This window comes from Roseovarius lutimaris (assembly GCF_900115165.1).
Lineage (GTDB): Bacteria > Pseudomonadota > Alphaproteobacteria > Rhodobacterales > Rhodobacteraceae > Roseovarius > Roseovarius lutimaris.
In genome coordinates this window covers 84,950-111,812 of the sequence record NZ_FOVP01000019.1, presented here as the reverse complement: position 1 = coordinate 111,812, position 26,863 = coordinate 84,950, and the positions used below count along the sequence as shown (strand labels likewise).

Genomic DNA, 26,863 nt, shown 5'->3' with positions numbered 1-26,863 from the left:
CCGGAATTTATCGCTCAGAAGGTGCGGGACTGGATCGCTGCCGTCGGTGCCAAGACGGCTTACATCGAACCCGGATCACCTTGGCAGAACGGATATTGCGAAAGCTTCAACGCCCGTTTCCGCGACGAATTGCTCAATGGCGAAATGTTCTACACCTTGCGCGAGGCACAAATACTGATCGAGCAATGGCGAATCCACTACAACACCGTCAGGCCGCACAGCGCATTAGGTCATCGACCGCCCGCGCCAGAAAGCATCGTTCCGATAGACCAGAGGCCCACAATGCACTAACAATTAACCTGGACCACCCGACGGGGGCACGCCAATAGCGAGGGGCGCAACCCAGAGTATAAGTGAAACATGTGCATATTTTGGCGCTGCACGCTGCGAAGCTTCATCACGTCCGCATGCCATTCGGATAACTGCGAATGGGGTATGCTGTTGCTGCTTGAATAATCATTGGACTGCGCGTCATGGAATTTTTCAACCTGGTCCGCACTGATGGTCGGTAGGCAATTGCACTCATCATATTTTAACAGATTCAGTAACAGGCGAGCACAGATCTTAGCGGAAGATGCTGCTTCGCGGCTTCTGATGTCCTCAAGAAGCGTGATAGCATCGGTTGTTGTGATTTTTTCAAGTGGAGTTTCCCGCCAAGGTTCGAAATACTCGCCAACCCTTCGAAGAGTTAGGTTTCTATGAGATCAAGAATTTTCGTTGTATTTCTGCAGTATGAGAATTCTTGCGGCATCGGAGAAGGAATTTAAATCTGGCTTCTTCGACAGGTCTTCTGATGGGTTTCTAATCTGATATATTAGATTTTTTGCAACATTTCGAGCAACACTGACACTTGTGTTTTCAAAGGTTCCGATCGTACGACGAACAGTTTTCCTTCTGCCATCGACATTTACATCCACTTGAATTTTGAACGACTTTTTTGACTTACCGATTGATAGAAAGAAGCCCTTTAGTTCTAAATCTCTAACAATGGTTTCGTGGCCGTCCCACTTGTAGGAAGATACTATTTTGTCGGTTAATCTAACTTTCATAATTTCCCTCGTGTGGTCAGAATTTTCATCTCGAATGGCTCCCCCGGCGGATATTGCTGTGCCGGGGGAGGGAAAATGTCATTCTCCGAACATGTGGGTGTCAATGAAGGCTGCGATTACCCTTTGGTCCCGCAACAGATCACCAAAAAGTTGCGGCTCATCGATGTAACGTCCCCGGATTCCAGGAATTTTGTGGCCAATGAGCAAATCCCCATTGCGATCTGCAATTCCAGGCAACGCTGCCGCCGTACGGTAGGTCCGTCGCAGGACATGACCTGTACGGTTTCCTAAGATCTTCTCCCGGGCGACTTGAATTGGCTTAACGTTACCATCGCTTCCAATCGTTGGGAAAATCCAAGGAGAACGCGGATACATGCGACGGCTGTTTCGGGATGCGGTCTGAAGGATTTCTAAAAGTTGATCGGACGCAGGAAGGGTGAGTTCTTCATCGTTCTTCATGGCCTCGCAGGGGATGTTGATGCAGCATTTTTCCGTATCCACCCAATCATGTTCCAGCTGTGAGGCTGTCAGCTTTCTCATCCCAGAAAACAGAAGCGAAAGATGGAATCCCTTTCTGATTGGATTTTTTATCAGCTCTACCTGTCCATACCAATTTGGCAGTTCCATAAGGGTCATGGTGTAGCCTGGGGTTCTTTTAGGATTGTTGTATTCGAATCCTTCGAACGGGTTGTGGTCAATGGTCCCCGATGGCGTTCTTGGGCGAATGTGGCGATAAGCGGAAGACAGCAATTTTATTGCTTTATCAGCAGAGGTCGCGCCGTGTTTTTTGGTTATCTTTTTGTGGAACTCGTAGGCCTTGTGAAGCTCGTAGCCGGACGCCGACTCGTGGAGAATGGATTTCAAATAGTAGCGAGCCATCTTTTCGTACCCTTGAATAGTGGCCGGTCTCCGGCCTTTCTCGATCCTCGAGAGAATAAAAATTTCAAGGATTTTCCCCACGGTGTAGTCATAGGTCTCAACTTTTCTGAAAGGGTCCGAACCAGACTTGATTTGCGCCAAATAGACACTTGCTTTTGTTCTCGCCTCGCGGAGAGAAAGTTCCTGGGTCCCGCTAAAGGCTTGGTTAATACTTCTTACTTTTTTTCTTTGGCCTGGTGTGCCAACCCAAAGGTCTGCCTTCACTTTGTATGTCTTGCTTTGTTTGTTGATCGCTACGTAGAAACCTGGAAGCGTTTCATCTACCAGTCGGGTCTCTTTGCCTGTCCAGTGGGAGTTTTTGATGAGAGTTTCAGTGAGGTGAGTTTTCATTTTGTCGACTATCCTAATGTTGCGCAGCCGAACGGGAGAAAGACCGTGTTCTGACTGCGTGGTGCAATAGTGATGTTGGCCAAAATCGAATCCACAAAACGAATAAATGTTTTATATCAATGCATTATGTGGTGATATAGGGCGATATCGAAGTCGAGGGTAATAACTTCTAATCAGGATGTTGGGGGTTCGAGTCCTCCCGGGATCGCCAGTCACCTAAAACAAAACGAAAATTCTCGGGAGTCATGTAACATTCACCGCATGACTGAGTCCCGAGTTTGACCCGTTGACTGTTGAGTTGCCTGAGCAGCAGTTGCAGGCCATTCCGCTGTCTTTGCAGGGCCGGTATCTATGCGCTCTATCAAGCGGGCAATCATCCCGCCGGGCGTTGCTATCGCTTCAATCTTTTCGCGCAACGTCATAGGCGGCGCCCGCGCGACCAAAGAACCCCTGCCCGTTCTTGACGAAATCAAGGATCATCGGCTCTGGGGCCCAGATCGGGGCAGAGCGCGCGGCAAGCGCCTTCATGTCTTTCAGGATCGCCATGAGGCCACGTTGATCGGCCTGCATGAGGGGCCCGCCGCGCGCCCTTTCATAGCCGTATCCGCGCACCATGAGCACATCAATATCCGAGGCCCGCTGAACCGCCTGCGCCGTCAGCAACCGTGCGGCAGCATTGATCAGCGCCGCGTGAAGCGCATGGCGCGGCGCGATCTCGCCAAGCACCTCGGCAATCGTACGTCCGGTCTCGGCCAACCCCTTGGCGGGGCGTGGCCCTTCGGGGGGATAATCGTAAAACCCACGCCCGACGGAACGCCCCTTGGCACCCTTGGCAAGCCGCTCTTCCAATGGCCCGGCCCAGCCATCATTCAGCCCGATGTCGCCTGCCACGCGCCGCAATCGGTGCTCGACCTGCGCCAACCCTTCATTGTCCATCATAAGGAACGGCCCGGCGCGCAGGCCCATGCGCTGTGCCGCCTGATCCACCCGCAGCGGCGTCAGCCCGCCGCGCCTCAGATCAAGCGCCGCAAGATATAGCGCTGCCGTCATGCCATGCCCCAGCCCCGCACCGGCGGCGGGTTGGGCGGCGCGCACCGCGACGCGGCCCATATCGGCGCACATGCGCGCAAGGCTGGCGACGGCGGCGGGCGGGGTTCCCGCCGCCACGGCAATTTCCGCGACCCGCAGGCTATGGGCCGGGCGATAGACCCGCACCCCGAGGTCGGCATCGGCCAGCCCCGCGCCGGTCTCAAGCCGCGCCACCACGCCACTCGCGCGCGGTATCGGCAGGGGACGGTCCGCCGCCCGGTCGTTGCGCGCGTCAAGCACAAGGTCGGCCCAGCCATCTTTTGCGCCCTGTGTGAGGCGGGCAAGCCGGGCCTCGCGCCCCGCCGCGTCTAGCCGCCCCTTGTCGAGCGCCTCGTCAAAAGCCCGCTTAAGACGCTGCGCCAGATCATCATCCGTAACCTGAACCTCTTTGCCGACATCAAGAAACAGCACCCCGAGATCGGCCAAACCGTCGGCATCCCCGCCGACAAGCGCGATCCGGCCAAGCGGATGTGCCGTGGCCTGCGCCAGTTCCGGCATGATCGCCGCGCGCCGCTCGGCGGCAAAGATATGGCGCTGCGCGCGCGCCTCGGGGCTTTGCAGGCGATCCTCGAACAACACCTGTTCAAATTCCAGCCCCTGTTCGAACGGCAACAGCTGTGCCGCCTCGACCGCGCGCAGGATGTCGGCCCCCGCCCCGCCCTGCCCGGCCAGACGCTCGCCCACAAGGGTCAGCGAACGTTGATAGCCAACGGGATCGGATAGCCCGCGCTCGCGGTCACGGGTCCGCACCCAACTGCCCTTGTCGGCCAGTTTGCGCGCCAGCGTGATCGCCGCGACCTGCGGGTCATCCGCGGTGATCTGATCAAAAAACAGCCGGAGACGCGGATCAGAGGCCACAACCGGCTTGCCCGCCAGCATCAGCTCAAGCGCGATCTGTGCGCCCACAAGACGCGGCGCGCGCTGTGTCACGCCCGCGCCCGGTATCATGCCAAGGCTGATTTCCGGCAGCGCCATCCGTGTGTTGGCCTGCGCCACGCGGGCATGCGCCGCAAGCGCCAGCCCGACCGCCGCGCCAAGAACAGAGCCGTGCAAGGCCGCCACCACGGGCTTTGGAAACTCTTCGATATCACGGCAAAGCGCGCTGACCCAGGGGCTGACCAGCGGGCCGTCATATTCCGTAAGATCGACCCCCGAGGAAAACCCCGGCCCCGCCCCGCAGATCACAACCGCACGAACAGCGTCGTCCTCTGCGGCCTCGCGAAGGGCGGTTGACAGATCGGCGCGCAACTCGGGCGCAAGCGCATTGGCCACGGGCCGGTCCATCCGCAGGACAGCCACACCATCACGGCGCTCGCTTTGAATTTGCCCAGTCACATCACATCCGCCCGAAACGCCTGTTTACCATGTCAATTACTACGGGGAATTGACGCACACGCAAGCGCCGGGCGGCGCAAACCGAAAGATCAGACCGGCATGTTGTCGAATTGCGCCTCGATCGCCTCGCACAGCAATTCCTGATGCAGGCGCTTTGTCGCCTCGGGAATGGCCTCGCCAGAGGCGGCCTTGCGCTCGATCATGCGACGCACCTGTGGCTCATAGCGATAGCGGGTTGCGCTCTCGGCCTGTGCGATCTGTTGGTGCAAGCGGTCAAATTCGGTCGTGGTCGTGGACATGGTCATCCTCCCAAATGATAACACAACTTTAACGAGAAATCCGTCATAGTGATAGAAATAACGTCTGTCGATGACGTAGATATGACGGCGCGTTAGGTTTGTTGCGCGGCACATGCCCGGCAAAGTGGCGTTTCGGGCAAAATATCAAGCCGTTCCGGCGCAATCTGCTCGCCGCAGCCGGTACAGGTGCCATAACTGCCCTGCCTTATCCGCTCCAGGGCGGCACGAATCCGCGCAATTTCGTCCTGACCGCTCTGACCGAGATGCTCAAGCATCTCGTCATCTTCGCGCTCGGCCGCCATTTCATCCCAATCCTTGGACTTTTGCGAATCAAGCGCGCCCTCAATCGCGTGCAGGCGCGTGTCGAGTTCGCCAAGACGTGCCATCAGTGCATCGCGATATTTCTGTGTGTTCATCATGACGATCCTCCATGCTGGCCCATACCCTAGGGCAGCGGCGCGCAGAGGACTTTGACACAAATCAATCGACCAGTCAGGCGCGCCGGAGATGTTGGCCAGAGCCAGACATTGTCGGGCGCGGATCATTCATAAGGGATAAGATCGCCCGCGCCTGCCATTTCGGCGATAGGATCAGAATCGTCGACGATGGGCGGTTCGACCACCTCGGGGATATCCGCCACCTTGCGCACCTTCACCGGCGGTGTGGGGTTGGCCGGTGGGCTTACCTCTTGCGGTGCCGCGGTGTCTGTCGCCTCAAGATCAGGCAGCGGCGCCGCCGCGGATGACACAAGACGCACCGCCCGCCAGCCGTTCATCTGGCCAAGCCGCGCCTCGGCCACCAGATGCCCGGTGGTGCCCAGAACCAGCGCCGAGCCAAGGCAGTCGGGCGACACCGGCACAAGCATGCCGGGCTTGAATGCCCAGACGTCCTTGAGTTGCAGGCTGACCCGCGCGAGCGCCACATCAAGCACGATTGGCGCGTTGATCGCCACATCCCTGATGCCCCGTTGCGGCCCTGTCGCGGCAGCCTTTTTGCCGTCGGGCCTGGCCGCCACCGGGGCCGCAACCGGCAACAAAAGGCTAAGACAGCCGGTTTTCGCCCCCGGGCCCAGATCGGCCGTGATGCGAAAGAAATCGTAATCCGGCGCCGTCATCGCCAACGCGAGGGCACGGGTATCCTCGACCATATCGCCAAACTCGAAGGTGCGGGGCTGATAGCCCTCAACCCCGCCGGCCATCTGTTCGTCATACCCGCTCAGAAGCGCATTGATCAGCGGGGCCACCATCGCCGCATCGGTACGCGTTGGCGGTCGTGGCTCGACCGCGCCCTGACGCACGGCGCCGGTGGTCTGAACCTCGATTAGCCCTGCCAAAAACTGTGGATCAAGCGACAGCGCGCCGCGCTGGCCATTTTCGCCTTCAAGCAGCAACAGCAGCCCTTCGTCGCCCAGGGTTTTTGCAAGCTCACTCAGCGGAACCCGCAATTGCTCGACCGTGACCACCGTCAGCGCGAGGTCAAGCAATGTGTCGGCGGTGCGCGCCAATGAGAGCCGCAGCGCACGGGCGGGCGACATGAGCCGCGAATCAAACCCACCACGGGCGGCCTGCGCCTTGCGATGAATAACTGAATTTCGATCCTGCGATCCCATGACGCCCGCCGCTGCCCGTCTCTTGTACTGTCACCACCACCCTAGTGCGGGCTTGGTTACCAATTCCTTTAGGAGTGACAGATTATTGCGCGGCGATGCGACGCGGCAGCGGCAAGCTTACCCGAAAGGCCGCGCCTTTCTGCCCTGGCAGATAGCTGACCGAGCCGTCAAGCCGGGTCATGATCTCGCGACAAATCGCCAGCCCGAGCCCCGCCCCCCCGACCTTGGTTTGCCCGATGCGCGAGAATTTCTCAAAAATCAGCGCCTCTTTGTCCAACGGAATGCCCGACCCGTTATCCATGAAATCAATCACCAATTGCCCATCGAGCACACGCGTGCGGATGCTGAGAACCGGCGGGTCGCCATCGCAGTATTTGCGCGCATTTGCGATCAGATTGATGAACACCTGCCCCAGCCGGTCAAGATCGGTGCTAAGCTCGATTGCTTCGGCGTCGCGATTCCGTTTGACCTTGAGGGTGCCGCCCTGCACCCCGGCGGCGCGTTCGGCGCGATCGAGAAGATTGCTCAACATGCCGGTTTGCGTGTTCAGAACCACCTGCCCGTTTTCCAGCACGCTCAGATCAAGCAGATCGTCCAGAAGCCGGGTCAGACGCACCGCCTCGTCATGGATGATCGAGGAATACTTGCTTTTCTCCTCGGCCGTAAGATCAGAGGTGTCGCGCAGAATTTCAGAAAACGCCCGGATCGAGGTCATCGGCGTGCGCAATTCGTGGCTGATCTGGCTCAGGAACCCGTCCTTTTGCACCGAAATCTGCGTCAGTTTTTCGTTGGCCTGACGCAACTGGCGCGCGGTGCGGGCCAGTTCCTGTGACTGGGTTTCAAGCTGGCTGGAATATTCCATGATCTGCGCGGTTTCATCCGCCACCGCCATCAGATCCTCGACCGAGACCGCAGCCCCGCCGACGATCTGGCTGATCATCGCATGGGCGGTCGCCGCCCCGACCGAGCCAGAGAGCTCGCGTTCCAGTTCTTGCAGGAAATCCGGCGAGGGTTCGGGCAGATAGCCGGCAAGGCCCTGTCGGCGGGCCGCCTGTGCAAACAGCGCCTGCGCCTCGGTGGCCCCCATGATGCGTTGCGACATGATCAGCAGGTCTTCGCTTTGCGCCATCCCCCCGGACCAGCCGCCGGTGGTCGAGGAATGATCGAACACATTGACAAATTGCGCGCCCTGCAACCGCTCGATCGGTTTCGGAAAGCTCAGCAATGAACCAAGCACAAACGCCCCCGTGTTCAACAGCATCGACCACAGGATCGCATGCACCAGCGGGTCCATGTCCCGCGCCCCGAAAAGCGCCTGCGGGCGCAGCCAGCTCAGCCCGAAAAGCCCTTGCTCCAGAACGCTCTGCGGCATGATTATCGAGGGGCCGAAACTTGGCAGGAACAGACAGTATTGCCAAAGCACAAAGCCAACCCCAAGCCCGGCCAATGCGCCGGTGCGCGTGGCCCCGCGCCAGAACAGCCCGCCCATCAGGGCCGGCAGGAACTGCGCCACGCCGGCGAATGAGATCAACCCGATGGCCGCCAGGGCGGCGCCGCCGCCGGTCACGCGAAAATAGAGGTAGCCCAAGAACACCACCCCAGCGATGCTCAGGCGGCGCGCCAGAAGCGCGACATGGCGCACATCGCCAGAAATCACGGCGGACGCGCCTGTGAAATAAAGCCAGATCGGCATCACCATGTGGTTTGACACCATCGTCGACAGCGCAATCGCCGCCACGATGACCATCGAGGTCGCCGAGGAAAACCCGCCGAGGAACGACAGGATCGCAAGCCCGTCGCGCCCCGCCTGAAGTGGCAGCGTGAGCACGAAGAGATCGGGGTTGGACCCGGTCGGCATGATATCAAGACCCACGGCCGCAATCGGCACCACGAACAGGCTCATCAGCATGACATAGGTCGGAAACGCCCAGGCGGCGGTGCGCAGGTGTTCCTCGTTCTCGTTTTCAACCACCATCACCTGAAACATCCGCGGCAGGCACAAAAACGCCGCCGCCGACAGCATGGTCAGGCCGATCCAGCGGCTACCCGGCACCTCAAAGCGGGCAATCTCGGAGGCGTCGATACGGGCCAATGTGTCGCCCACGCCGTCCGAGAGGCCCCAGACCACGAAGGCCCCGACCGCCAGCAGCGCGCAAAGCTTGACCACCGCTTCGACCGCGATGGCGATGACCACGCCGTGATGGCGCTCGTTGGCATCAAGATTGCGGGTGCCGAACAGGATCGTGAACAGCGTCAGGCCCATGGCCACCCAAAGCGCCGTCGATTGCATATCCGGCAAGCCGTTGCCCGCCTGTTCCGTCTCGGAAAATGCCGCAAACGACAAAGTCACCGATTGCAGTTGCAGCGCGATATAGGGTGTGACGCCGATCACCGCCAGAATGGTCACGAACACCGCCAGAAGGTTCGACTTGCCATAGCGCGACGAAATCAGGTCGGCGATGGATGTGATCCGCTGACTGCGCCCGACCCGCACCATCTTGCGCAGGGTCCACCACCAGCCGACCATGACCAGCGTCGGGCCGAGATAGATCGTCACATATTCAAGGCCAGAGCGCGCGGCAAAGCCGACCGCGCCATAAAACGTCCAAGCGGTGCAATAGATCGACAGCGACAGGGTATAGACATAGGGCGAGCGCAGCCACTTGCCGCGACCATGGCGCGCCGCACGATCCGCACCAAAGGCGACCGCGAAGAGGAACACCACATAAAGCAGACAGACCAGAGCAAGCACATTCATGATCGACATGGCTTAATCCCCTACCCCGCGCGGCGGCTCCTCGTTTTCAGAGGCGCGCAGATAATGCGAAACAATTCCGGCGATCAGCGCCAAGAGCACCCACAGACCGAAAATATAGAACATCGCCATGGTGGTGCGGGTCGCCCCCGATGCGCCCTCGCCCTGCCACAACAGCGGGATACAGATCAAAACCGTGCCGATGATCGGCAACAGCCGCGCGGCATCGGCCAGACGACGGCGCCGATAGGTGCGCCGCGCCAGAAACACCGGGCCGCGCTCGGGGCTCATGGGGTGACAAGCGCGCGCACCGCCGCCAGTACATCGGCATTGGAAAACGGCTTGGTCATATATTGGCTCACGCCGGCGCGTTCGGCCTGTTCGCGGTCCTTGGTCTGGCCGCGCGCGGTCAGCATCAGGACCGGCGTTGCGCCAAGCGCCGCGTCGCCGCGAATTTCCGTCAGGATGTCAAAGCCGCTTTTCCCCGGCAGCATCGCATCCAGAATGATCAGATCGGGCGCGCGCATGCGCACCACCTGCATCGCATCATGCCCGTTGGAATGGGTTTTCACCTCCCAACCGTCCCGCGACAGGATAAAGCTGACCGCCTCGATTATATTCGGCTCATCCTCGATCAGCAGAACCTTTTTTCCCATGCAATCGGCCTCCCCTCCGATGTCATAACGGCAGAACCATCATGCAACTATCCACAAACTGATGCAGCCTGTCAAAAACCGTCTGAAATGATTGACGGTTCGCGCCGCGCGACGCAACTGGCCAGCGAACATATCCGGCAATTCACCCCGACCTCGCGCAGCGCCACCGCCTCGGTATCGGCGTCGGGCCGGTCAGGCAGCAAGAGCATATGCGCCTGCATCAGGGCGGAGCGATCAAAGCTCGGGGCGATCACCTGGGCCGAGACGGCAAGCGCCTCGACCGTCTCGGTGCCGCGCCCGACCTGCTTGAGACGCATCCGAAGAGGGGTCTGGGGCTGTGCCAGCACCTGAAACAGCGGCCAGAGCGTGCAGGCCCCGGCGATTCTGGGCATGGCAAAGCCATCAAAGGGTTTGCGAAACACAAGCGAGCCCGAGGCATCACAGATCACCAGCCCGACCGGGCCGACCGCCTCCTCGGGCATAGCCGCCAGACGCCGGAACAGCGTGGCCAGATCAACGCCGCTCGCCTCGGCGAGACGATCAGGGTGCAGGCCGAGGCTTGCAATCCAGTCAAGCAGCGACTCGAGCGGCAGGCTGCGGGCATCGGTCAGATATCGCAGCAACACGTCGCGCGCGAGGCTTTGCGCCGGGCTCGACAGGGTTGCCCCCTCGCCCTCGATCAGGCGCGTGACATCGCGTGGCCCGGCGATGTCGCGCTCAAGCTCGGGAAAGTGAAACCCCCGCGCCGCAAGAAAGGCGTGCATTTCATCCTGTGGCGACTTGATTTCGGCATCCATGTTCGGCGCCCCCTCAAGGTAGCGCACCAGCGATTGCGCGCCCTCGGTGAGGCGGCTGCTGTCTTCATTGATATTGCGGTGAAAGCGGTTCTGCCATTCCGGTTCAAGCGCCTCGGTCTCGACCAGAATCGACGAGGTCGAGCGGATCGCGGTCACCGCCGAAATCACCTCGTGCAGGGAATCGGCAAGAAATGGATCATGCGCAAGCCGGTCGGTCAGGGTCTCGATCGTCCGCTCAAGCGCCTCGTTGCGCCGATAGAGATCGGCCAGCAATTTCGCCCAGCCCGGAAACCGCCCGGCAAATTCCTCGATCCGGCTCAGCTCGGCGCCGATCCCGTCCTGCTCGCCCGCCGCTTCGCGCAGGCCCGCAATCAGCGTCGCCTCGGCGCCTTCGGACAGAAGCGCGGGCTCGACATTCAATACCTCGGCCAGTTTAAGCAGGGTTTTGCCACCGATTCTGCGTCTGTTGTGTTCAATCAGATTGAGGTAGGACGGCGATATCCCCGCCTGACGCGCGAGATCGGATTGACGTATCCCGCCGAGAATCCGCCGTTCCCGGATCCGCGTCCCGATCATCAGCCGCTCTGACATGAAAATTTCCCTGCGTTTAAAGCGACTTCATGCCGCATTTGAAATTTTCTTTACAATATTTCACTCGATAATGTCTATAAATTTACAAATTAATTATTCTGTCAAAAGCAGTTGTTGCCTAATTTTCTTAGCCCCCCTCATACTAAAGCAGCACGACAGTGCCTTTTGGGGAGGCGCAAGAGGAGGCCCTTCCCGAGAATTATCAATGGGAGGAATCTATGTCCAACTCGAACCTGACTCGTCGGGGCCTGATGAAGACCAGCGCGCTTGCTGGTGCCGGTCTTGCTCTGCCGACGATCTTTACGGCGTCCAGCGCCTCGGCTTTCACCAACGAACCGACCGGCGGCACCGTGACGCTCGGTTTCAACGTTCCCCAATCCGGCCCCTATGCTGACGAGGGTGCAGACGAACTGCGCGCCTATCAGCTTGCCGTCGAGCACCTGAACGGTGGCGGCGATGGCGGCATGATGAACACCTTCAGCTCCAAAGTCCTGCAAGGCGGCGGCATCCTGGGCAAGAAGGTTGAATTCGTCACCGGCGACACCCAGACCAAATCTGACGCGGCCCGTGCATCGGCCAAGTCGATGATCGAAAAAGACGGCGCAATCATGATCACCGGCGGCTCGTCCTCGGGCGTGGCCGTGGCTGTTCAGGGTCTCTGCCAGGAGGCCGGCGTGATCTTCATGGCGGGTCTGACCCATTCGAACGACACCACCGGCAAAGACAAGAAGGCCAACGGCTTCCGTCACTTCTTCAACGCCTACATGTCCGCCGCCGCTCTGGCGCCGGTGCTTCAGAAGCTTTACGGCTCGGAGCGCAAGGCCTATCACCTGACCGCAGACTACACCTGGGGCTGGACCCAGGAAGAATCGATCGCGGCCGCGACCGAGGCCATGGGCTGGGAAACCGTCAACAAGGTGCGCACACCGCTCGCCGCGACCGATTTCTCGTCCTATATCGCGCCGGTTCTGAACTCGGGCGCCGATGTTCTGGTTCTGAACCACTACGGCGGGAACATGGTGAACTCGCTGACCAACGCGGTTCAGTTCGGCCTGCGTGAAAAGCAGGTCAACGGCAAGAACTTCGAAATCGTCGTACCGCTCTATTCGCGTCTGATGGCCCGTGGCGCCGGCGAGAACGTGAAAGGCATTCACGGCTCGACCAACTGGCACTGGTCGCTACAGGATGACGCCTCCAAGGCCTTCGTCAAATCCTTCGGTGAAAAATACGGCTTCCCGCCGAGCCAGGCCGCGCATACCGTCTATTGCCAGACCCTGCTTTATGCAGATGCCGTGATGCGCGCCGGAAGCTTCAACCCCTGCGCCGTTGTCGAAGCCCTCGAAGGCTTTGAATTCGACGGTCTGGGCAATGGCAAGACCCTTTACCGCGCGGACGATCACCAGTGCTTCAAAGATGTTCTGGTTGTGCGCGGGAAAGAAAACCCGACCAGCGAATTCGACCTTCTCGAAGTCGTCGAAGTGACACCGGCAGCACAGGTTACCTACCCTGCCGATCACCCGATGTTCGCAGGCGGCGCACTGGGCAACTGTAACCCCGGCGCGTAACCTGTCGGATCAGACCGGCCGTGTGCATCCCGCGCGGCCGGTCATGACGGCAAGGACTCGGACAGACCACCATCGCCTTTAACCCATGGGTGGGAACAATGGACGCAATCATTCTCCAAATTCTAAACGGGCTCGACAAGGGCTCGGCTTATGCGCTTATCGCGCTTGGCCTGACGCTGATCTTCGGCACGCTCGGCGTTGTGAATTTCGCGCATGGCGCGCTTTTCATGATCGGCGCCTTTTGCGCGGTCACGCTTCAGCGCATCCTGAACATCAGCTTTGAGACAATCGACCCGACCAGAACCGATTTTCTCGGCAATCCGATGAAGGTCAAGACGACCTATGTCGAGACATGGTTCGGACCAGAGGTGGGCGCGTCGATCATCGACTGGGCCGTACCGCTTGCGATCCTGTTTTCCATTCCGATCATGATCGGCATCGGTTTCATCATGGAACGCGGGCTTATCAAGCATTTCTACAAGCGCCCGCATGCCGACCAGATCCTTGTGACCTTCGGTTTGGCGATCGTGCTTCAGGAAGTGATCAAGTTTTTCTACGGGGCCAACCCGATCCCGACCGGCGCGCCCGACGTGTTCAAGGGCAGCTTCGATTTCGGGATGTTGCTTGGCTTTGAGGCCAACGCGATCATCTATCCCTACTGGCGCCTTGTATATTTCGCCTTTGCCGCCGTCATCATCGGTGCGGTCTTTTCCTTCTTGCAGTTCACCACCTTCGGGATGGTTGTGCGCGCCGGCATGGCGGACCGCGAAACCGTGGGCCTTCTGGGCATCAATATCGACAAACGCTTTACCATCATGTTCGGCATCGCCGCCGCGGTCGCGGGGCTTGCGGGGGTCATGTATGCGCCAATCAATTCGCCCAACTATCACATGGGGATGGATTTCCTGGTGCTGAGCTTCGTGGTGGTGGTTGTCGGTGGCATGGGCTCGCTTCCGGGCGCCGTGCTTGCCGGTTTTCTGCTCGGAATTCTGGAAAGCTTCGCCTCGATGAACGAGATCAAGTCGATCATTCCCGGCATCGACCAGATCATCATCTATCTGGTGGCCATTATCATTCTGCTCACTCGTCCGCGTGGCCTGATGGGTCGCAAAGGCGTGATGGAGGATTAATTCATGCTCGGACTGAACAAAAAAGACCTGTCTCTCCTGCTGATCGTTGCGTTTCTTGCGCTCTGTGCGCCGTTCATCCTGAACCCGTTTCCAAGCGATAGTTCGCTGGCGCAGTTCAACGCAGGCTATCCCGACCTGATGCAGCGTTTCGTGATCTTCGGCATCTTTGCCATCGGCTTCAACATCCTGTTTGGCCTGACCGGCTATCTCTCGTTCGGTCACGCCGCTTTTCTGGGTGTCGGCAGCTATTCGGCGGTTTGGATGTTCAAGCTTCTGTCGATGAACGTGGTTCCGGCCATCGTGCTGAGCGTGATTGTGGCGGGCCTGTTTTCCGTCGTCATCGGCTTTGTCAGCCTGCGTCGCTCGGGGATCTATTTCTCGATCCTGACGCTGGCCTTTGCGCAGATGAGCTTTAACCTCGCCTATTCGGTTCTGACACCGATCACCAATGGCGAAACCGGCTTGCAGCTTACGCTTGACGATCCGCGCATCCTTGGGGCAAGCCGCACCGAAAGCGGTGGCATCCCGGTGACCAACTTCTTTGGTCTGGACATGCGCGACACCTATGAGATGGTTGTGGGCCCCTGGGCGTTCCAGTTCAACAACGGCTATTATCTCTGTGCAATCCTGATGTTGATCAGCTTTTATCTGGCGATCCGCATCTTCCGCTCGCCGTTCGGGATGATGCTTCGGGCGATCAAGTCCAACAACACCCGGATGACCTATACCGGCCTCAACGCGCGCCCCTATACTTTGGCGGCCTTCGTGATCTCGGGCATGTATGCCGGTCTTGCGGGCGGTCTTCTGGCCTCGATGGACCCGCTTGCAGGCGCCGAGCGCATGCAGTGGACGGCCTCTGGCGAAGTGGTTCTGATGACCATCCTTGGCGGTGCCGGCACATTGATCGGCCCGGTTCTGGGCGCGGGTTTCATCAAGTACTTCGAGAACATCTTTTCGAAGATCAACGATGGCGTGCTGCACACCTGGTTTGGCTTCATGCCGGATGGTCTTGAGGATCTGGTGGTCACGCTTGTGCATCCCTTCGTCGGCAAAGGCTGGCACCTGACGCTTGGTCTTGTCTTCATGCTGGTGGTGATCTTCCTGCCCGGTGGCCTTGTCGAGGGCGGTCAACGCATCGGCCGTCTGTTCCGCCGCAAAAAATCCGGGGACGAGGCCAAAAAATCGACCCAATCCACCCCCGCCGAATAAGGAGACGGAGCTATGGGTATTCTTGAAGTCAAAAACGTCAACAAGCGCTTCGGCGGGCTCCAGGCGCTTGGGGATGTGAACCTGAGCGTCGCGGAAAACTCTGTGCATGCGATCATCGGACCGAACGGCGCGGGCAAATCCACCCTGCTCAATGTTCTCATCGGCAAGCTTATTCCCGACACCGGCAGCGTCATGTTCAATGGCCAGTCGGTCCTGGGGCGCAAGCCCTTCGAGATCAATCAGATGGGTATTTCCCGCGTGTTCCAGACCCCGGAAATCTTTGGCGATCTAACGGTGCTTGAAAACATGATGATCCCGATTTTTGCCAAACGTGACGGCGTGTTCCGCATGCATGCGTTTGAAAATTCGGAAAACGAAAAAGAGATCGTCGAACAGGCCGAACACATGCTTGAAAGCCTGAACATGGCCGATGCGCGCCATGATCACTCGGCCTCGATGTCGCGCGGCAACAAGCGGCGGCTGGAAATCGGCATGTGCCTTGCTCAAAGCCCCCGGTTGTTGTTGCTCGACGAGCCGACCGCCGGCATGGCGCGGGCCGATACCAACAACACCATCGACCTTCTGAAACAGATCAAGGACGAGCGCGACATCACCATCGCGATCATCGAGCATGACATGCATGTGGTATTCAGCCTGGCCGAACGGATCACCGTTCTGGCCCAGGGCACGCCGCTGGTTGAAGACACGCCCGAAAACATCAAGGGCCATCCCAAGGTGCGCGAAGCATATCTTGGCGAACACGCCTGAAGGAGACAGGGACCATGAACGTCAAACCCGACTTTTCCAAAGGTCACAGCCACGCCGAAACCGCCCCCGCCTTTCTCTCCGTGTGGAACATGGAAAGCTATTACGGCGAGAGCTATATCGTGCAAAACATCAGCTTCAACGTGCATGAGGGCGAAATTCTCGCGCTTTTGGGCCGCAACGGGGCGGGTAAAACCACCACCCTGCGCTCGATCGCGCGGATGGACAGCCCGCAGGTCACAAAGGGCGAAATCTGGCTGGATCACCAGCCCCTGCACACCATGGCAAGCCATCAGGCGGCTTCGCTCGGGATCGGCCTTGTGCCCGAAGATCGCTGTATCATTCCCGGCCTCACGGTCGAGGAAAACCTGCAACTGGCGCAGATCGCCCCGCCGATCGGCTGGTCGCTTGAGCGGCTTTATGATCTGTTTCCACGTCTTGCCGAGCGGCGCAAACAAGAGGGCGTGACCCTTTCGGGCGGCGAGCAACAGATGCTGGCCGTGGCGCGCGCGCTTGCGCGTGACCTCAAGGTTCTTCTACTCGATGAACCCTATGAGGGGCTTGCCCCGGTGATCGTTGACGAGATCGAAAAAACCCTGCGCATCATCAAGGAACAGGGCATCACCACGGTGATCGTTGAACAAAACGCGGTGCGCGCTCTTGAACTTGCTGACAGGGCTGTCATTCTGGATACTGGCAGCATCGTCTTTGACGGCACTGCCGCCGAGGTTCTTGAAAACGAAGAACTGCGCGCTGAGTATCTCGCGATCTGACAGGGATCGCCCGCCCCATATCGCCTTTTTGATTGGGGGCGGGCATCGTGTTCTGATTGCCCCCGATTAGAAAGGTCCGACATGTCCGACACCAAATATCCCCCCTCTGCCGAGTTTGCGGCCAACGCCCATATCGACGCCGCGAAATACCAGGAAATGTATGACGCCTCCATCAACGACCCGGCGGCGTTCTGGGGCGAGCATGGCAAGCGCATCGACTGGATCAAGCCCTTCACGAAGGTCAAGGACGTCAGCTTTGACCTCGGCAGTGTCGCGATCAACTGGTACTCTGACGGCACGCTGAACGTCGCGGCCAACTGCATCGACCGACATCTGGCGACCCGCAGCGATCAAACCGCGATCATCTGGGAGCCCGACAGCCCTGATGAAGACGCGCTTCACATCACCTATCAACAGCTGCACGACAACACCTGCCGGATGGCCAATGTCCTCAAGGGTCTTGGTGTCAAACGCGGCGACCGGGTTGTGCTTTACCTGCCGATGATCCCCGAAGCCGCCTATGCGATGCTGGCCTGCGCGCGCATCGGCGCCATTCATTCCATCGTTTTCGCCGGTTTCAGCCCAGATGCGCTTGGGGCGCGGGTCAATGGCTGTGACGCCAAGGTTGTGATCACCGCAGATCACGCACCGCGCGGTGGTCGGGCGACCAAGCTCAAGGACAACGTCAACCAGGCGCTGTTGCATGATGTGGACGATGTGAAATGCCTTGTGGTCAAACGCACCGGCGGTCAGATCGCATGGCGCGAGGGCCTTGATTTCTGGTGGCATGAAGAGGCCGCCAAGGTCAGCGCCGAGTGCCCGCCCGAGGAAATGAACGCCGAAGATCCGCTGTTCATTCTCTATACCTCCGGCTCGACGGGGCAGCCCAAGGGCGTTGTGCACAGCTCTGGCGGCTATCTCGTCTATGCCGCGATGACGCAAGAGCTGGTGTTTGATTACCACCCCGGCGATGTGTTCTGGTGTACCGCCGATGTCGGCTGGGTCACCGGCCACAGCTATATCGTCTATGGCCCGCTGGCCAATGGCGCGACAACGATCATGTTCGAAGGCGTGCCGACCTATCCCGACGCCAGCCGCTTCTGGCAGGTCTGCGAAAAGCACAAGGTCAACCAGTTCTACACCGCGCCCACCGCCTTGCGCGCACTGATGGGACAGGGCAATTCCTTTGTCGAAAAATGCGACCTCAGTGACCTCAAGGTGCTTGGCACCGTCGGCGAGCCGATCAACCCCGAGGCCTGGACCTGGTACAACGAGGTGGTCGGCAAGGGCAAATGCCCGATTGTCGACACCTGGTGGCAGACCGAAACCGGCGGCCACCTGATGACCCCCCTCCCCGGCGCCACCGCGACCAAGCCCGGCTCTTGCACCACCCCGTTCTTTGGGGTTCAGCCGGTCATTCTTGATCCGACATCGGGCACGGAAATTCACGAGACCGAGGCCGAAGGCGTGCTTTGCATCAAGGATAGCTGGCCGGGGCAGATGCGCACGGTCTACGGCGATCACGAGCGCTTCGAGAAAACCTATTTCTCGGATTACAAAGGCTATTATTTCACCGGCGACGGCTGTCGGCGCGACGCAGACGGCTATTACTGGATCACCGGGCGCGTCGACGATGTGATCAACGTCTCGGGTCACCGGATGGGCACCGCCGAAGTCGAGTCGGCCCTGGTCGCCCACGCCCAGGTGGCCGAGGCCGCCGTGGTTGGCTATCCGCATGACATCAAGGGTCAGGGCATCTATGCCTATGTCACCCTGATGAACGACGTTGAGCCGACGGACGAGCTTCGCAAAGAGCTTGAAAAATGGGTCCGCACCGAGATTGGCCCGATTGCCAAGCCGGACCTGATCCAATGGGCGCCGGGCCTGCCGAAAACCCGCTCGGGCAAGATCATGCGCCGCATTCTGCGCAAGATCGCCGAGGATGATTTTGGTGCCCTGGGCGACACCTCGACCCTGGCCGATCCGTCGGTTGTGGACGAGCTGATCGAGAACCGGATGAACCGGGGTTAAGCCCCAAGACATCAGAGGTAACGCGCGCTTTGCCCCTGTTCGGACCCTCCCGGGCAGGGGTATTCTTATGGTTTCATTAACCAGAGAGGTCGAAATCGGTTCGCGATCCGTGAAGAAAGCCTTACTATCGAACGCGGAGGCGAATTTGGACGAGGAAACCCATGTTCACCGCAATTTCATCGCCAGTCCTGCCATTGGCCCCAACGCCGCAAAGCAGGACGGACCCGACACAGACCACGACGCGCGCCATTGAACCGGCAGCGGCCTCGAACGTCATCACACCGGGCACGCAATTTTCCGTCCAGCCGCCAGACACGACAACCCGTGCAACCGCGCTTGATAACGGCCCCTTGCGAAGCTCAACACCCGAAGATCGGGCGCGCCACCGGGCCGCCAGTGCCGAACCGCAGCACCTGTTCGAAGCGGTTGTGCAAGTCAAAATCCCGCCGGCCGAACCGCCCGTCAACGCCAGTGAAAACCCTGCCGTGGTCACTGATCCGACCAGACCGGTCGCAGAGGGCCACCCCATGCTGCGCAGGCCGTCATAGCCTCTTGATCAGCGTCATTCCGAAGGTGTTATGGCACCGATCGCTCGAACCTTCGCGTGTTTGGCGAATGCCGGGAGCCTCCGGCGGGGATATTTCAGGCCAGAAGAAACGCGACGGGCAAATATCAGCCGCGTCCACGATAGGGCGGCACGCCCTGGTCGGGAATCCAGACACCCTCGGGCATCGGGCCGGTCTGATAGAACACATCAATCGGGATGCCACCGCGCGGATACCAATAGCCGCCAATCCGCAGCCATTGAGGATCGAGGAAGTCTACCAGACGGCGGGCGATGCTGACCGTGCAATCCTCATGAAAGGCGCCGTGGTTCCGAAAACTGCCGAGGAAGAGCTTCAGCGATTTGCTCTCTACCAGCCAGTCGCCAGGCACGTAATCAATCACCAGGTGGGCAAAATCCGGCTGCCCGGTCATCGGGCAAAGCGAGGTGAACTCGGGCGCGGTGAAGCGGACGTTATAAGCCACATCGCCTTGCGGGTTCTGCACCCGTTCAAGCACGGCCTCCTGCGGGTTTTGCGGTACAAAAGTGGCGCCGCCCAACTGTTTGAGATTGCTATATATTGTTTCGTCGCTCATCCTAATCGCTCCTGTCAAACGCCGCGTTTATTGCCCCAAAGCATCACATGCAGTTGCGGCAGCACCTTTGCCGTGAACCAGCGATCCTCGATCACACGGTCCACCAGCCAACGCATCCGCGCGTCCACGCCCTCCTGATCAACCACGGCCGCATCATCGTCCGGCGGTGGCGGCGTGTGATTGCCCGGTTGCAGATAGACCGCCAGATCGGGATAATGCCCTGCAACCTCGCGCGCCCATTGGTAATCTTGCTCGTCAAACACCACGATCTTGAGCACCGTCTTTGCCTCGGCCGCCGCCGCAACGCAGTGATTGAAAATCTGCCAATCCACCGGCATCCCGCTTGAGGGGGGTTTGGGGCTGAGCACCAGCATATCAAGGTCACCGAACCAGGGGCGCGCGAGCGAGCCCTGGGTTTCAAGGGCGAAACGATACCCCTTGCCCTGCCCCAGTTCGATCAGCGCGCCAAGCGGCTGAATCGCCGGGTTGCCGCCCGAGAGCGAGACCATAAGCGGCGCGCCACCCGACAGCGCCTCGATCTCGGCCATCACTGCCGCAGGCGCCATCGGCTTCCAGGTGTCGCGGTACTCGGCGTCAACCGCATGCAGGCTGTCGCACCAGCTACAGCGGTAATCACAGCCCCCCGTGCGCACGAACACCGTGGGCACACCGATCAAGGCGCCCTCGCCCTGGATGGTGGGGCCGAAGATCTCGGAAACGCGGATTTTATCCCCGGTGGTCACGGACGGTATTCCGCCCATGTCTTGGGCGTCTCGCTGACCTTGGCGGCAGAGACTTCGGGCCAGCGGGCATGGGCCCAGTCATAGAAATGCTTCGCCATCCGCTCGGCCGTGACACAATCGTCACCGAGGATATCGTTCAGGTGGCGATGATCCAGGGTGTCGTCGATATAATGCTTCAGTGGCGCCAGATCGAGGTAATCGCGCACGAATCCATGCGTGTTAAGCGCAGGCGAGGCCAGTTCGATGACGACGATATAGTTGTGCCCGTGCAGGCGCGCGCATTGGTGATCCTCGGGCAGGCCCTTGAGTTGATGCGAGGCCGAAAAGTGAAATTCCTTGCTGATCCGATACATCAGGCCCCCCGCGCGGCCAAGGCCGTCAACCAGAAGTCCGGGTCATCATAAAGCGTCGGGTCGATGACGTCGGCCGAATGGAACGCCTCGCGCCGCTCAACGCAGGTGCCACAGCGCCCGCAATGATTTGTCCCGCCCTTGTAGCACGACCATGTCTGCGCAAACGGCGTGCCATGGGCCGCGCCATCAGTGACGATATCGGCCTTCGACCCGCTCACATAGGGGGTATAGAGGCGGATATCGGCATAGCCCTCAAGGGCACGATCCTGCATTGTCTGAAAGGCGTCGATGAAACCGGGGCGGCAGTCGGGATAGATGAAATGATCGCCGCCATGCACCGCCGTGGCCACCGCATCCACCTTTTGCGCCGCCGCCATGCCGAACGCGATCGTTAGCATGATCGCGTTGCGGTTGGGCACGATGGTCACTTTCATCGACTCTTCGGCGTAATGCCCGTCTGGCACGGCAATATCATCGGTGAGGGCCGACCCACCAAGGGCGGCACCGATGGCGCGGATATCTATAACCTCATGCGGCACGCCCAAGCGCGTCGCACAGGCGGCGGCAAACCCCAGTTCCTTGGCGTGGCGCTGACCGTAGTCAAAGGACAAAAGCCCTTTGAGAGTGTGTTCAGCGGCAACTTTATGCGCAAGCGACACCGAATCGAGCCCGCCCGAGCAGATGACAATCGTATCCATTTTCAGTCCTTGTTTTAAGCGGGTAGGCTGCGACCGCGTCGGGCGCATTTAAGGCCTTTACCCCTCAAACGCAAGGCGCCCCATTTTCTTCTTCAAAGAAAATGCCCAAGATTTTTCGCAAAGAATCTTACCCGTCCAGCCGCGCGCGCAGCTCGGTTTTCAGAACCTTGCCATAATTGTTCTTGGGCAGGTCGCTTAACTCGACATACTGTTTGGGCCGTTTGAACCGGGCGATCCGGGCAAGGCAATGCGCGTCAAGCGCCGCCACGTCCAGCACCGCCCCCGGCGCGATCACGACAAAGGCCACAACCACCTCGCCCCAGTCCGGATCAGCACGCCCCACCACCGAGACCTCGGACAGGGCGGGATGGGTCAAAAGCGCCTCTTCCACCTCGCGCGGATAGATATTGCTGCCGCCCGAGATGATCATATCCTTGGAGCGATCCTGAAGCGTGACATAGCCATCCGTGTCCATCACCCCGATATCCCCGGTCAAAAGCCAGCCCCCGGCAAAGGCCTTGGCGCTGGCCTCGGGGTTGTGCCAATAGCCGGGCATGACAGCGTCGCCGCGCACCATGATCTCGCCCGCCTGCCCGCGCGCGACCTCCTGGCCCTCGCCGTCACCGATGCGCAGTTCGACCACCGATTGCGCCCGCCCGACCGAGCCAAGGCGCGCGCGCCAGCGGGGGTGGCTTCGGTCGCTGACATCAGAGCGTGGCAAGGCGGTGATCGCCATCGGGCATTCGCCCTGGCCGTAAATCTGAATGAAGATATCGCCGAAGTGATCGACCGCCTCGATGATATCGGCAAGATACATCGGCCCGCCTGCGTAAATCACACTGCGCAGCCCCTCGCCGGTCGCGCCTGTTGCACGTGCATGCGCGGTCAGGCGTTTCACCATCGTGGGGGCCGCGAACATATGCACCCGGCCATGATGGCGCGCGAGGTCGAGGATTTCGGCCTCGTCAAACCCGCCCGACAGCGGGCAGACATGGCGCGCACCGCGCAGCACATGCACCATCGCATAAAGCCCTGCGCCATGGCTCATCGGGGCCGCATAAAGCGTTGCATCCTCTGGGCTGACCGCATCCACATCGGCCAGATAGGCCAGCGACATCGCCACCAGCATGCGGTGGGTGATCCTCACCCCCTTGGGGCGCCCGGTGGTGCCGGAGGTATAAAACAGCCAGGCCAGATCATCCGGCGCGCGCGCCGCAACGCCCGTGACCGGCGCGCCCATCACGGCATCGCCAGCGGCGATATCAATCACCGCCGCGCCGGTATCGCCAAGGCCCTGCGCCAATCTGTCGGTCACCAGAACGATCCGCGCGCGCGCGTCCCTTATGATCCACCCCGCCTCGGCGGCGTGCAGTTTGGCATTGATCGGCACCACTGCGGCCCCGGCATACCAGGCGCCATAAAGCGCCAGAAGATAGGCCGGGCTGTTCGCCATGAAAATCGCCACCCTGTCGCCGGGCTCTATCCCCTGCGCCACAAGCCCACCCGCCACCGCGCGTGCGGTGGCGTCAAAGCCTGCATAATCAAACGCCTGCTCTGCCCCGAGATAGATCGCAGGCCGCCCCGGCCCGCGTGCCGCCGCGCGTTCCAGCCAGACACCGATATTCATCCGCACCGCCCCCGTTGTTTCTCGGGCACCAAAGCATTCCCTGCGCCGGGCTTCAATTCCGTATATCTACGCAATTCCCTTGGAGCGCCCCCGCGCAACGGGCATAAAGGGCGCATGCAAATCAAACAGCTTGCCTTCGATCATGCCCCCGTGGGGCTTGCGGTGCTTGAACATCGCATCATCCGGCAGTGCAATCAGCAGTTTGCCGCGATCTTTGGCGACACCCCCGAGGCCTATCCCGGCGTTCCGCTGGCGCGGTTTTACCCCTCGATCGAGGATTATCGCCGGATTGGCGAGCGCAGCCTTGCGATCATGCGAAAAACCGGGCGTTATGCCGATGAACGGGTCATGAAACGCGCCGATGGCACGCTGTTCTGGTGCCGGGTGCGCGGTCAGTCGGTGACCCATGATACCCCGTTTCAGCGCGGCATCTGGTCGTTTTCGGATCTCTCGGAAGAACGTCCGCTTGTGCCCCTCACGCAGCGCGAGCGCGAGGTGGCGATCCTGACCTGTCGCGGGCTCACCTCCAAGGAAATCGGGCTTGAGCTTGGCCTGTCCTATCGCACGATCGAGGTTTACCGCGCCCGCCTGCTGGAAAAGTTTCAGGCCCGCAAACTTGCCGAACTTGTTGCAAAACTTTCGGGCATGCCGCTCTGAAGGAGGCGCGTTTGCGCTGTTTTGCAAGAAACTCCTCGTAATTTGATCGCCAAACGCCCAAATATAAGGTCAAATGGCCGCTTTTCTCGGGCTCACGCATGGCCTATAAGCGGCGAAAACGAATGCCCTGGGCCCGTGTTGGGCACCATCGCTTTTGGTCGAGGAACCTGATGTCAAACAAATCACATGAATCGGACGTGGCCTTTGTCAAGGCCTTGGCGGAACTGCTGAATGAGAACGACCTGACCGAGCTATCGGTCAAGCGTGAGTATGGCGAAGACGACACCCTGAACGTGCGCGTCAGCCGCCGCGGTGAGACCGTCACAACCCAAATCACAGCGGCCCCGGTCGCCGCCCCCCCCGCAGCCGCTGCCGCCGCGACCGCCGCCGCGCCCGTCCCCCCGACCGAGGACCCCGCCAGCCACCCCGGCGCCGTGACCTCGCCGATGGTCGGAACTGTCTATACCCAGGCAGAGCCCGGCGTTCCGGCCTTTGTCAGCGTCGGCACCCAGGTGGCGGAGGGCGATACATTGCTGATCATCGAGGCGATGAAGACCATGAACCACATTCCCGCGCCGCGCGCCGGCACCGTGAAACGTATCCTGATCGAAGATGGTGCCGCGGTCGAATATGGCGCACCTCTGATGATCATCGAATAAGGCACAGGCAATGTTCGACAAGATCCTTGTGGCCAACCGGGGCGAGATCGCCCTTCGCGTCATCCGCGCCGCCCGTGAAATGGGCATCCAAACGGTGGCGGTGCATTCCACCGCCGATGCCGACGCGATGCATGTGCGCATGGCCGACGAATCGGTCTGCATCGGCCCGCCCTCAAGCAGCGAAAGTTATCTGTCGATCCCCGCGATCATCGCCGCTTGCGAAGTGACCGGCGCGCAGGCGATCCATCCCGGCTATGGCTTTTTGTCCGAGAACGCGAATTTCGTGCAGATTGTCGAGGATCACGACCTGACCTTCATCGGCCCCTCGGCCGAGCATATCCGCATCATGGGCGACAAGATCACCGCCAAGGATACAATGAAGGCGCTTGGCGTGCCTTGCGTCCCCGGCTCAGACGGCGGGGTTGCGACCCTGAAAGAGGCGCAGACGCTTGGCAAAGAGATCGGCTATCCGGTGATCATCAAGGCCACGGCCGGCGGTGGCGGGCGCGGCATGAAGGTGGCGCGCGATGCCTCTGAAATGGAAAGTGCCTTTCTGACCGCGCGCTCTGAGGGCAAGGCCGCCTTTGGCAATGACGAGGTCTATATCGAGAAATACCTGACCACGCCGCGCCATATCGAAATTCAGGTGTTTGGCGATGGCAAGGGCCAGGCCGTGCACCTTGGTGAACGGGACTGCTCGCTGCAACGCCGCCATCAGAAGGTGCTGGAAGAGGCCCCCGGCCCCTGCATCACCGAAGAGGAACGCGCGCGCATTGGCGAGACCTGTGCCGATGCGGTGGCCCGCATCAACTATCGCGGTGCCGGCACGATCGAATTTCTCTATGAAAAGGGCGATTTCTTTTTCATCGAAATGAACACCCGGCTTCAGGTGGAGCACCCGGTCACTGAGGCGATCTTTGGGGTCGATCTTGTCCAGGAACAGATCCGAGTTGCCGAAGGCATGCCGATGTCGTTCACCCAGGACGATCTGCAAATCAACGGTCACGCCATCGAGGTGAGAATCAACGCTGAAAAGCTGCCTGATTTTGCGCCCCGCCCCGGCACGATCACCCAGTTCCATGCCCCCGGCGGGCTTGGGGTGCGGATGGATTCGGCCCTCTATGACGGCTATAAGATACCGCCCTATTACGACAGCCTGATCGCCAAGTTGATCGTGCATGGCAAGGATCGTCAAAGCGCGCTTACCCGTCTGGCGCGTGCCCTTGGCGAGTTGATCGTCGATGGCGTGGATACCACCATTCCGCTGTTCAATGCGCTTTTGCAGGAAGAAGATATCCAGACCGGGAATTACAACATTCACTGGCTTGAACACTGGCTGGAAACCAACCTTCAGGACTAGGTCGACGGGTCTAGACGGATGATCAAGGGCAGGGCAATTCCTGCCCTTTTTTCATCAGGTCAGCGACGTCACCCAAAGGATCGTGGCATCCTCGGCGCTGATCGACACCACGTTATGGCCCATGGTCGCGTCATAATAGGCGCTGTCACCGCGGCGCATCTCGATGGGTTCGTAAAACTCGGTGTAAAGCCGGATCACCCCGGTCAGCACATAGAGAAACTCTTCGCCGTCATGGCGCACCCAGCCGTCAAATTCCTCAATGCTGCGGGCCCTGATCTGGGCGCGGTAGGGCAGCATGCGCTTGCGGCTGAGCGCTTCGGCGAGCAATTCGTGCTCATAGGTCACCGTGGCCTTTTGTGTGCCTTCGCCCACGCGCGTCACCGCCATGCGCCCGTTGATCTGATCGCGTTGCGGCGGGGTGAAAAGCTGTGGCACCGAGATTTCAAGCCCGAGGGCCAGCTTTTTGAGGGCCTCATAGGTCGGCGACATCTGGCCGTTCTCGATCTTGGAGAGGGTCGAGCGCGCCAGCCCCGCCTGTTTTGCCGCCTGTTCAAGCGTCCAGCCGCGCGCCTTGCGCAGTTCGCGCACGCGCCCGCCAAGGTCCAGCGGCTCTGCCACGGGGCTCTGGCCGTCGTCACGGTTGATGCTGATCAGCGAATGCAAGGCTTTGTCGGTCATGAGACAGGTCTATACGCAGGCGCCGA

27 protein-coding genes are annotated in these 26,863 nt (G+C 60.0%); 11 read left to right on the top strand and 16 right to left on the bottom strand.

What is annotated here, in order from left to right; all coding sequences use genetic code 11:
- Positions 1-291, top strand: a 291-nt coding sequence (locus BMZ91_RS16440; protein WP_143076371.1) for an integrase core domain-containing protein, incomplete at its 5' end; no start/stop codon positions are given.
- A 413-nt stretch (positions 292-704) separates the two neighbouring features.
- Here the strand turns inward: BMZ91_RS16440 and BMZ91_RS21185 are convergent.
- From BMZ91_RS21185 to BMZ91_RS16395, 10 genes are all read right to left on the bottom strand, one after another.
- Positions 705-1,049, bottom strand: coding sequence for an Arm DNA-binding domain-containing protein (locus BMZ91_RS21185; protein WP_143076370.1), 345 nt, complete (start codon positions 1,047-1,049; stop codon positions 705-707).
- A gap of 78 nt (positions 1,050-1,127) precedes the next feature.
- A complete protein-coding gene (locus BMZ91_RS16435) occupies positions 1,128-2,318 on the bottom strand; it encodes an integrase arm-type DNA-binding domain-containing protein (RefSeq protein ID WP_092841191.1) in 1,191 nt (396 codons plus the stop codon).
- Positions 2,319-2,717: 399 nt separating this feature from the next.
- A complete protein-coding gene (locus BMZ91_RS16430) occupies positions 2,718-4,742 on the bottom strand; it encodes an enoyl-CoA hydratase-related protein (protein ID WP_143076369.1) in 2,025 nt (674 codons plus the stop codon).
- An 89-nt stretch (positions 4,743-4,831) separates the two neighbouring features.
- Entirely contained in the window at positions 4,832-5,041 is a 210-nt protein-coding gene (locus tag BMZ91_RS16425; RefSeq protein ID WP_092841223.1) for a hypothetical protein, read from the bottom strand.
- 92 nt (positions 5,042-5,133) lie between these two features.
- Entirely contained in the window at positions 5,134-5,460 is a 327-nt protein-coding gene (locus BMZ91_RS16420) for a TraR/DksA family transcriptional regulator (RefSeq protein WP_092841187.1), read from the bottom strand.
- Positions 5,461-5,582: 122 nt separating this feature from the next.
- Positions 5,583-6,650, bottom strand: a complete 1,068-nt coding sequence (locus BMZ91_RS16415) for a FliM/FliN family flagellar motor switch protein (protein ID WP_092841185.1) — start codon at positions 6,648-6,650, stop codon at positions 5,583-5,585.
- A gap of 82 nt (positions 6,651-6,732) precedes the next feature.
- Positions 6,733-9,417 carry a sensor histidine kinase gene (locus tag BMZ91_RS16410; RefSeq protein WP_092841183.1) on the bottom strand — a complete coding sequence of 895 codons (2,685 nt, stop codon included), beginning with the start codon at positions 9,415-9,417 and terminating at the stop codon, positions 6,733-6,735.
- A 3-nt stretch (positions 9,418-9,420) separates the two neighbouring features.
- Positions 9,421-9,696 carry a hypothetical protein gene (locus BMZ91_RS16405; protein ID WP_092841181.1) on the bottom strand — a complete coding sequence of 92 codons (276 nt, stop codon included), beginning with the start codon at positions 9,694-9,696 and terminating at the stop codon, positions 9,421-9,423.
- Positions 9,693-10,061 (bottom strand): response regulator transcription factor, encoded by a 369-nt coding sequence (locus tag BMZ91_RS16400; protein ID WP_092841179.1) that lies wholly within the window; start codon positions 10,059-10,061, stop codon positions 9,693-9,695. Before BMZ91_RS16400 ends, BMZ91_RS16405 begins: the two co-directional genes overlap by 4 nt.
- Positions 10,062-10,132: 71 nt before the next feature.
- Positions 10,133-11,449, bottom strand: a complete 1,317-nt coding sequence (locus BMZ91_RS16395) for a helix-turn-helix domain-containing protein (RefSeq protein ID WP_092841178.1) — start codon at positions 11,447-11,449, stop codon at positions 10,133-10,135.
- A gap of 218 nt (positions 11,450-11,667) precedes the next feature.
- Here BMZ91_RS16395 and BMZ91_RS16390 point away from each other — a divergent pair, with 218 nt between their 5' ends.
- From BMZ91_RS16390 to BMZ91_RS16360, 7 genes are all read left to right on the top strand, one after another.
- Entirely contained in the window at positions 11,668-13,014 is a 1,347-nt protein-coding gene (locus BMZ91_RS16390; protein ID WP_092841221.1) for a substrate-binding protein, read from the top strand.
- Positions 13,015-13,112: 98 nt separating this feature from the next.
- A complete protein-coding gene (locus BMZ91_RS16385; RefSeq protein WP_092841176.1) occupies positions 13,113-14,144 on the top strand; it encodes a branched-chain amino acid ABC transporter permease in 1,032 nt (343 codons plus the stop codon).
- Between the two features lie 3 nt (positions 14,145-14,147).
- Positions 14,148-15,353: a branched-chain amino acid ABC transporter permease gene (locus BMZ91_RS16380; RefSeq protein WP_092841174.1), complete on the top strand. Its 1,206-nt coding sequence runs from the start codon at positions 14,148-14,150 to the stop codon at positions 15,351-15,353.
- Between the two features lie 12 nt (positions 15,354-15,365).
- Positions 15,366-16,121, top strand: coding sequence for an ABC transporter ATP-binding protein (locus BMZ91_RS16375; protein WP_092841172.1), 756 nt, complete (start codon positions 15,366-15,368; stop codon positions 16,119-16,121).
- A gap of 14 nt (positions 16,122-16,135) precedes the next feature.
- The gene (locus tag BMZ91_RS16370) at positions 16,136-16,891 is read left to right on the top strand and encodes an ABC transporter ATP-binding protein (protein WP_092841170.1); all 756 of its coding nucleotides are present in this window, start codon (positions 16,136-16,138) and stop codon (positions 16,889-16,891) included.
- An 81-nt stretch (positions 16,892-16,972) separates the two neighbouring features.
- Positions 16,973-18,922, top strand: a complete 1,950-nt coding sequence (acs, locus tag BMZ91_RS16365) for an acetate--CoA ligase (protein ID WP_092841168.1) — start codon at positions 16,973-16,975, stop codon at positions 18,920-18,922.
- Positions 18,923-19,083: 161 nt separating this feature from the next.
- On the top strand, positions 19,084-19,470 hold the full coding sequence (locus BMZ91_RS16360; RefSeq protein ID WP_092841167.1) for a hypothetical protein: 387 nt from the start codon (positions 19,084-19,086) through the stop codon (positions 19,468-19,470).
- Between the two features lie 124 nt (positions 19,471-19,594).
- On the opposite strand, the gene queF is transcribed toward BMZ91_RS16360, so the two are convergent.
- The 5 genes from queF to BMZ91_RS16335 form a co-directional block, all read right to left on the bottom strand.
- Positions 19,595-20,062: a preQ(1) synthase gene (queF, locus tag BMZ91_RS16355; RefSeq protein ID WP_092841165.1), complete on the bottom strand. Its 468-nt coding sequence runs from the start codon at positions 20,060-20,062 to the stop codon at positions 19,595-19,597.
- 14 nt (positions 20,063-20,076) lie between these two features.
- The gene (gene queE / locus BMZ91_RS16350; RefSeq protein WP_092841163.1) at positions 20,077-20,823 is read right to left on the bottom strand and encodes a 7-carboxy-7-deazaguanine synthase QueE; all 747 of its coding nucleotides are present in this window, start codon (positions 20,821-20,823) and stop codon (positions 20,077-20,079) included.
- Complete coding sequence (locus BMZ91_RS16345) at positions 20,802-21,158, bottom strand: 6-pyruvoyl trahydropterin synthase family protein (protein ID WP_092841161.1); 357 nt, start codon at positions 21,156-21,158, stop codon at positions 20,802-20,804. Before BMZ91_RS16345 ends, queE begins: the two co-directional genes overlap by 22 nt.
- Entirely contained in the window at positions 21,158-21,856 is a 699-nt protein-coding gene (gene queC / locus BMZ91_RS16340) for a 7-cyano-7-deazaguanine synthase QueC (RefSeq protein ID WP_092841159.1), read from the bottom strand. Before queC ends, BMZ91_RS16345 begins: the two co-directional genes overlap by 1 nt.
- A 127-nt stretch (positions 21,857-21,983) precedes the next feature.
- Positions 21,984-23,483, bottom strand: a complete 1,500-nt coding sequence (locus tag BMZ91_RS16335; protein ID WP_092841157.1) for a class I adenylate-forming enzyme family protein — start codon at positions 23,481-23,483, stop codon at positions 21,984-21,986.
- Positions 23,484-23,597: 114 nt separating this feature from the next.
- Here BMZ91_RS16335 and BMZ91_RS16330 point away from each other — a divergent pair, with 114 nt between their 5' ends.
- The 3 genes from BMZ91_RS16330 to accC all read left to right on the top strand — a co-directional run bounded on the left by BMZ91_RS16330 (position 23,598) and on the right by accC (position 26,159).
- Positions 23,598-24,140, top strand: coding sequence for a PAS and helix-turn-helix domain-containing protein (locus BMZ91_RS16330; RefSeq protein ID WP_177193898.1), 543 nt, complete (start codon positions 23,598-23,600; stop codon positions 24,138-24,140).
- Positions 24,141-24,310: 170 nt separating this feature from the next.
- Positions 24,311-24,799 (top strand): acetyl-CoA carboxylase biotin carboxyl carrier protein, encoded by a 489-nt coding sequence (gene accB / locus BMZ91_RS16325; RefSeq protein WP_092841155.1) that lies wholly within the window; start codon positions 24,311-24,313, stop codon positions 24,797-24,799.
- 10 nt (positions 24,800-24,809) lie between these two features.
- Positions 24,810-26,159 (top strand): acetyl-CoA carboxylase biotin carboxylase subunit, encoded by a 1,350-nt coding sequence (gene accC / locus BMZ91_RS16320; RefSeq protein ID WP_092841154.1) that lies wholly within the window; start codon positions 24,810-24,812, stop codon positions 26,157-26,159.
- A gap of 54 nt (positions 26,160-26,213) precedes the next feature.
- On the opposite strand, the gene BMZ91_RS16315 is transcribed toward accC, so the two are convergent.
- Entirely contained in the window at positions 26,214-26,837 is a 624-nt protein-coding gene (locus BMZ91_RS16315) for a helix-turn-helix domain-containing protein (protein ID WP_092841152.1), read from the bottom strand.
- Between the last annotated feature and the right edge of the window lie 26 nt (positions 26,838-26,863).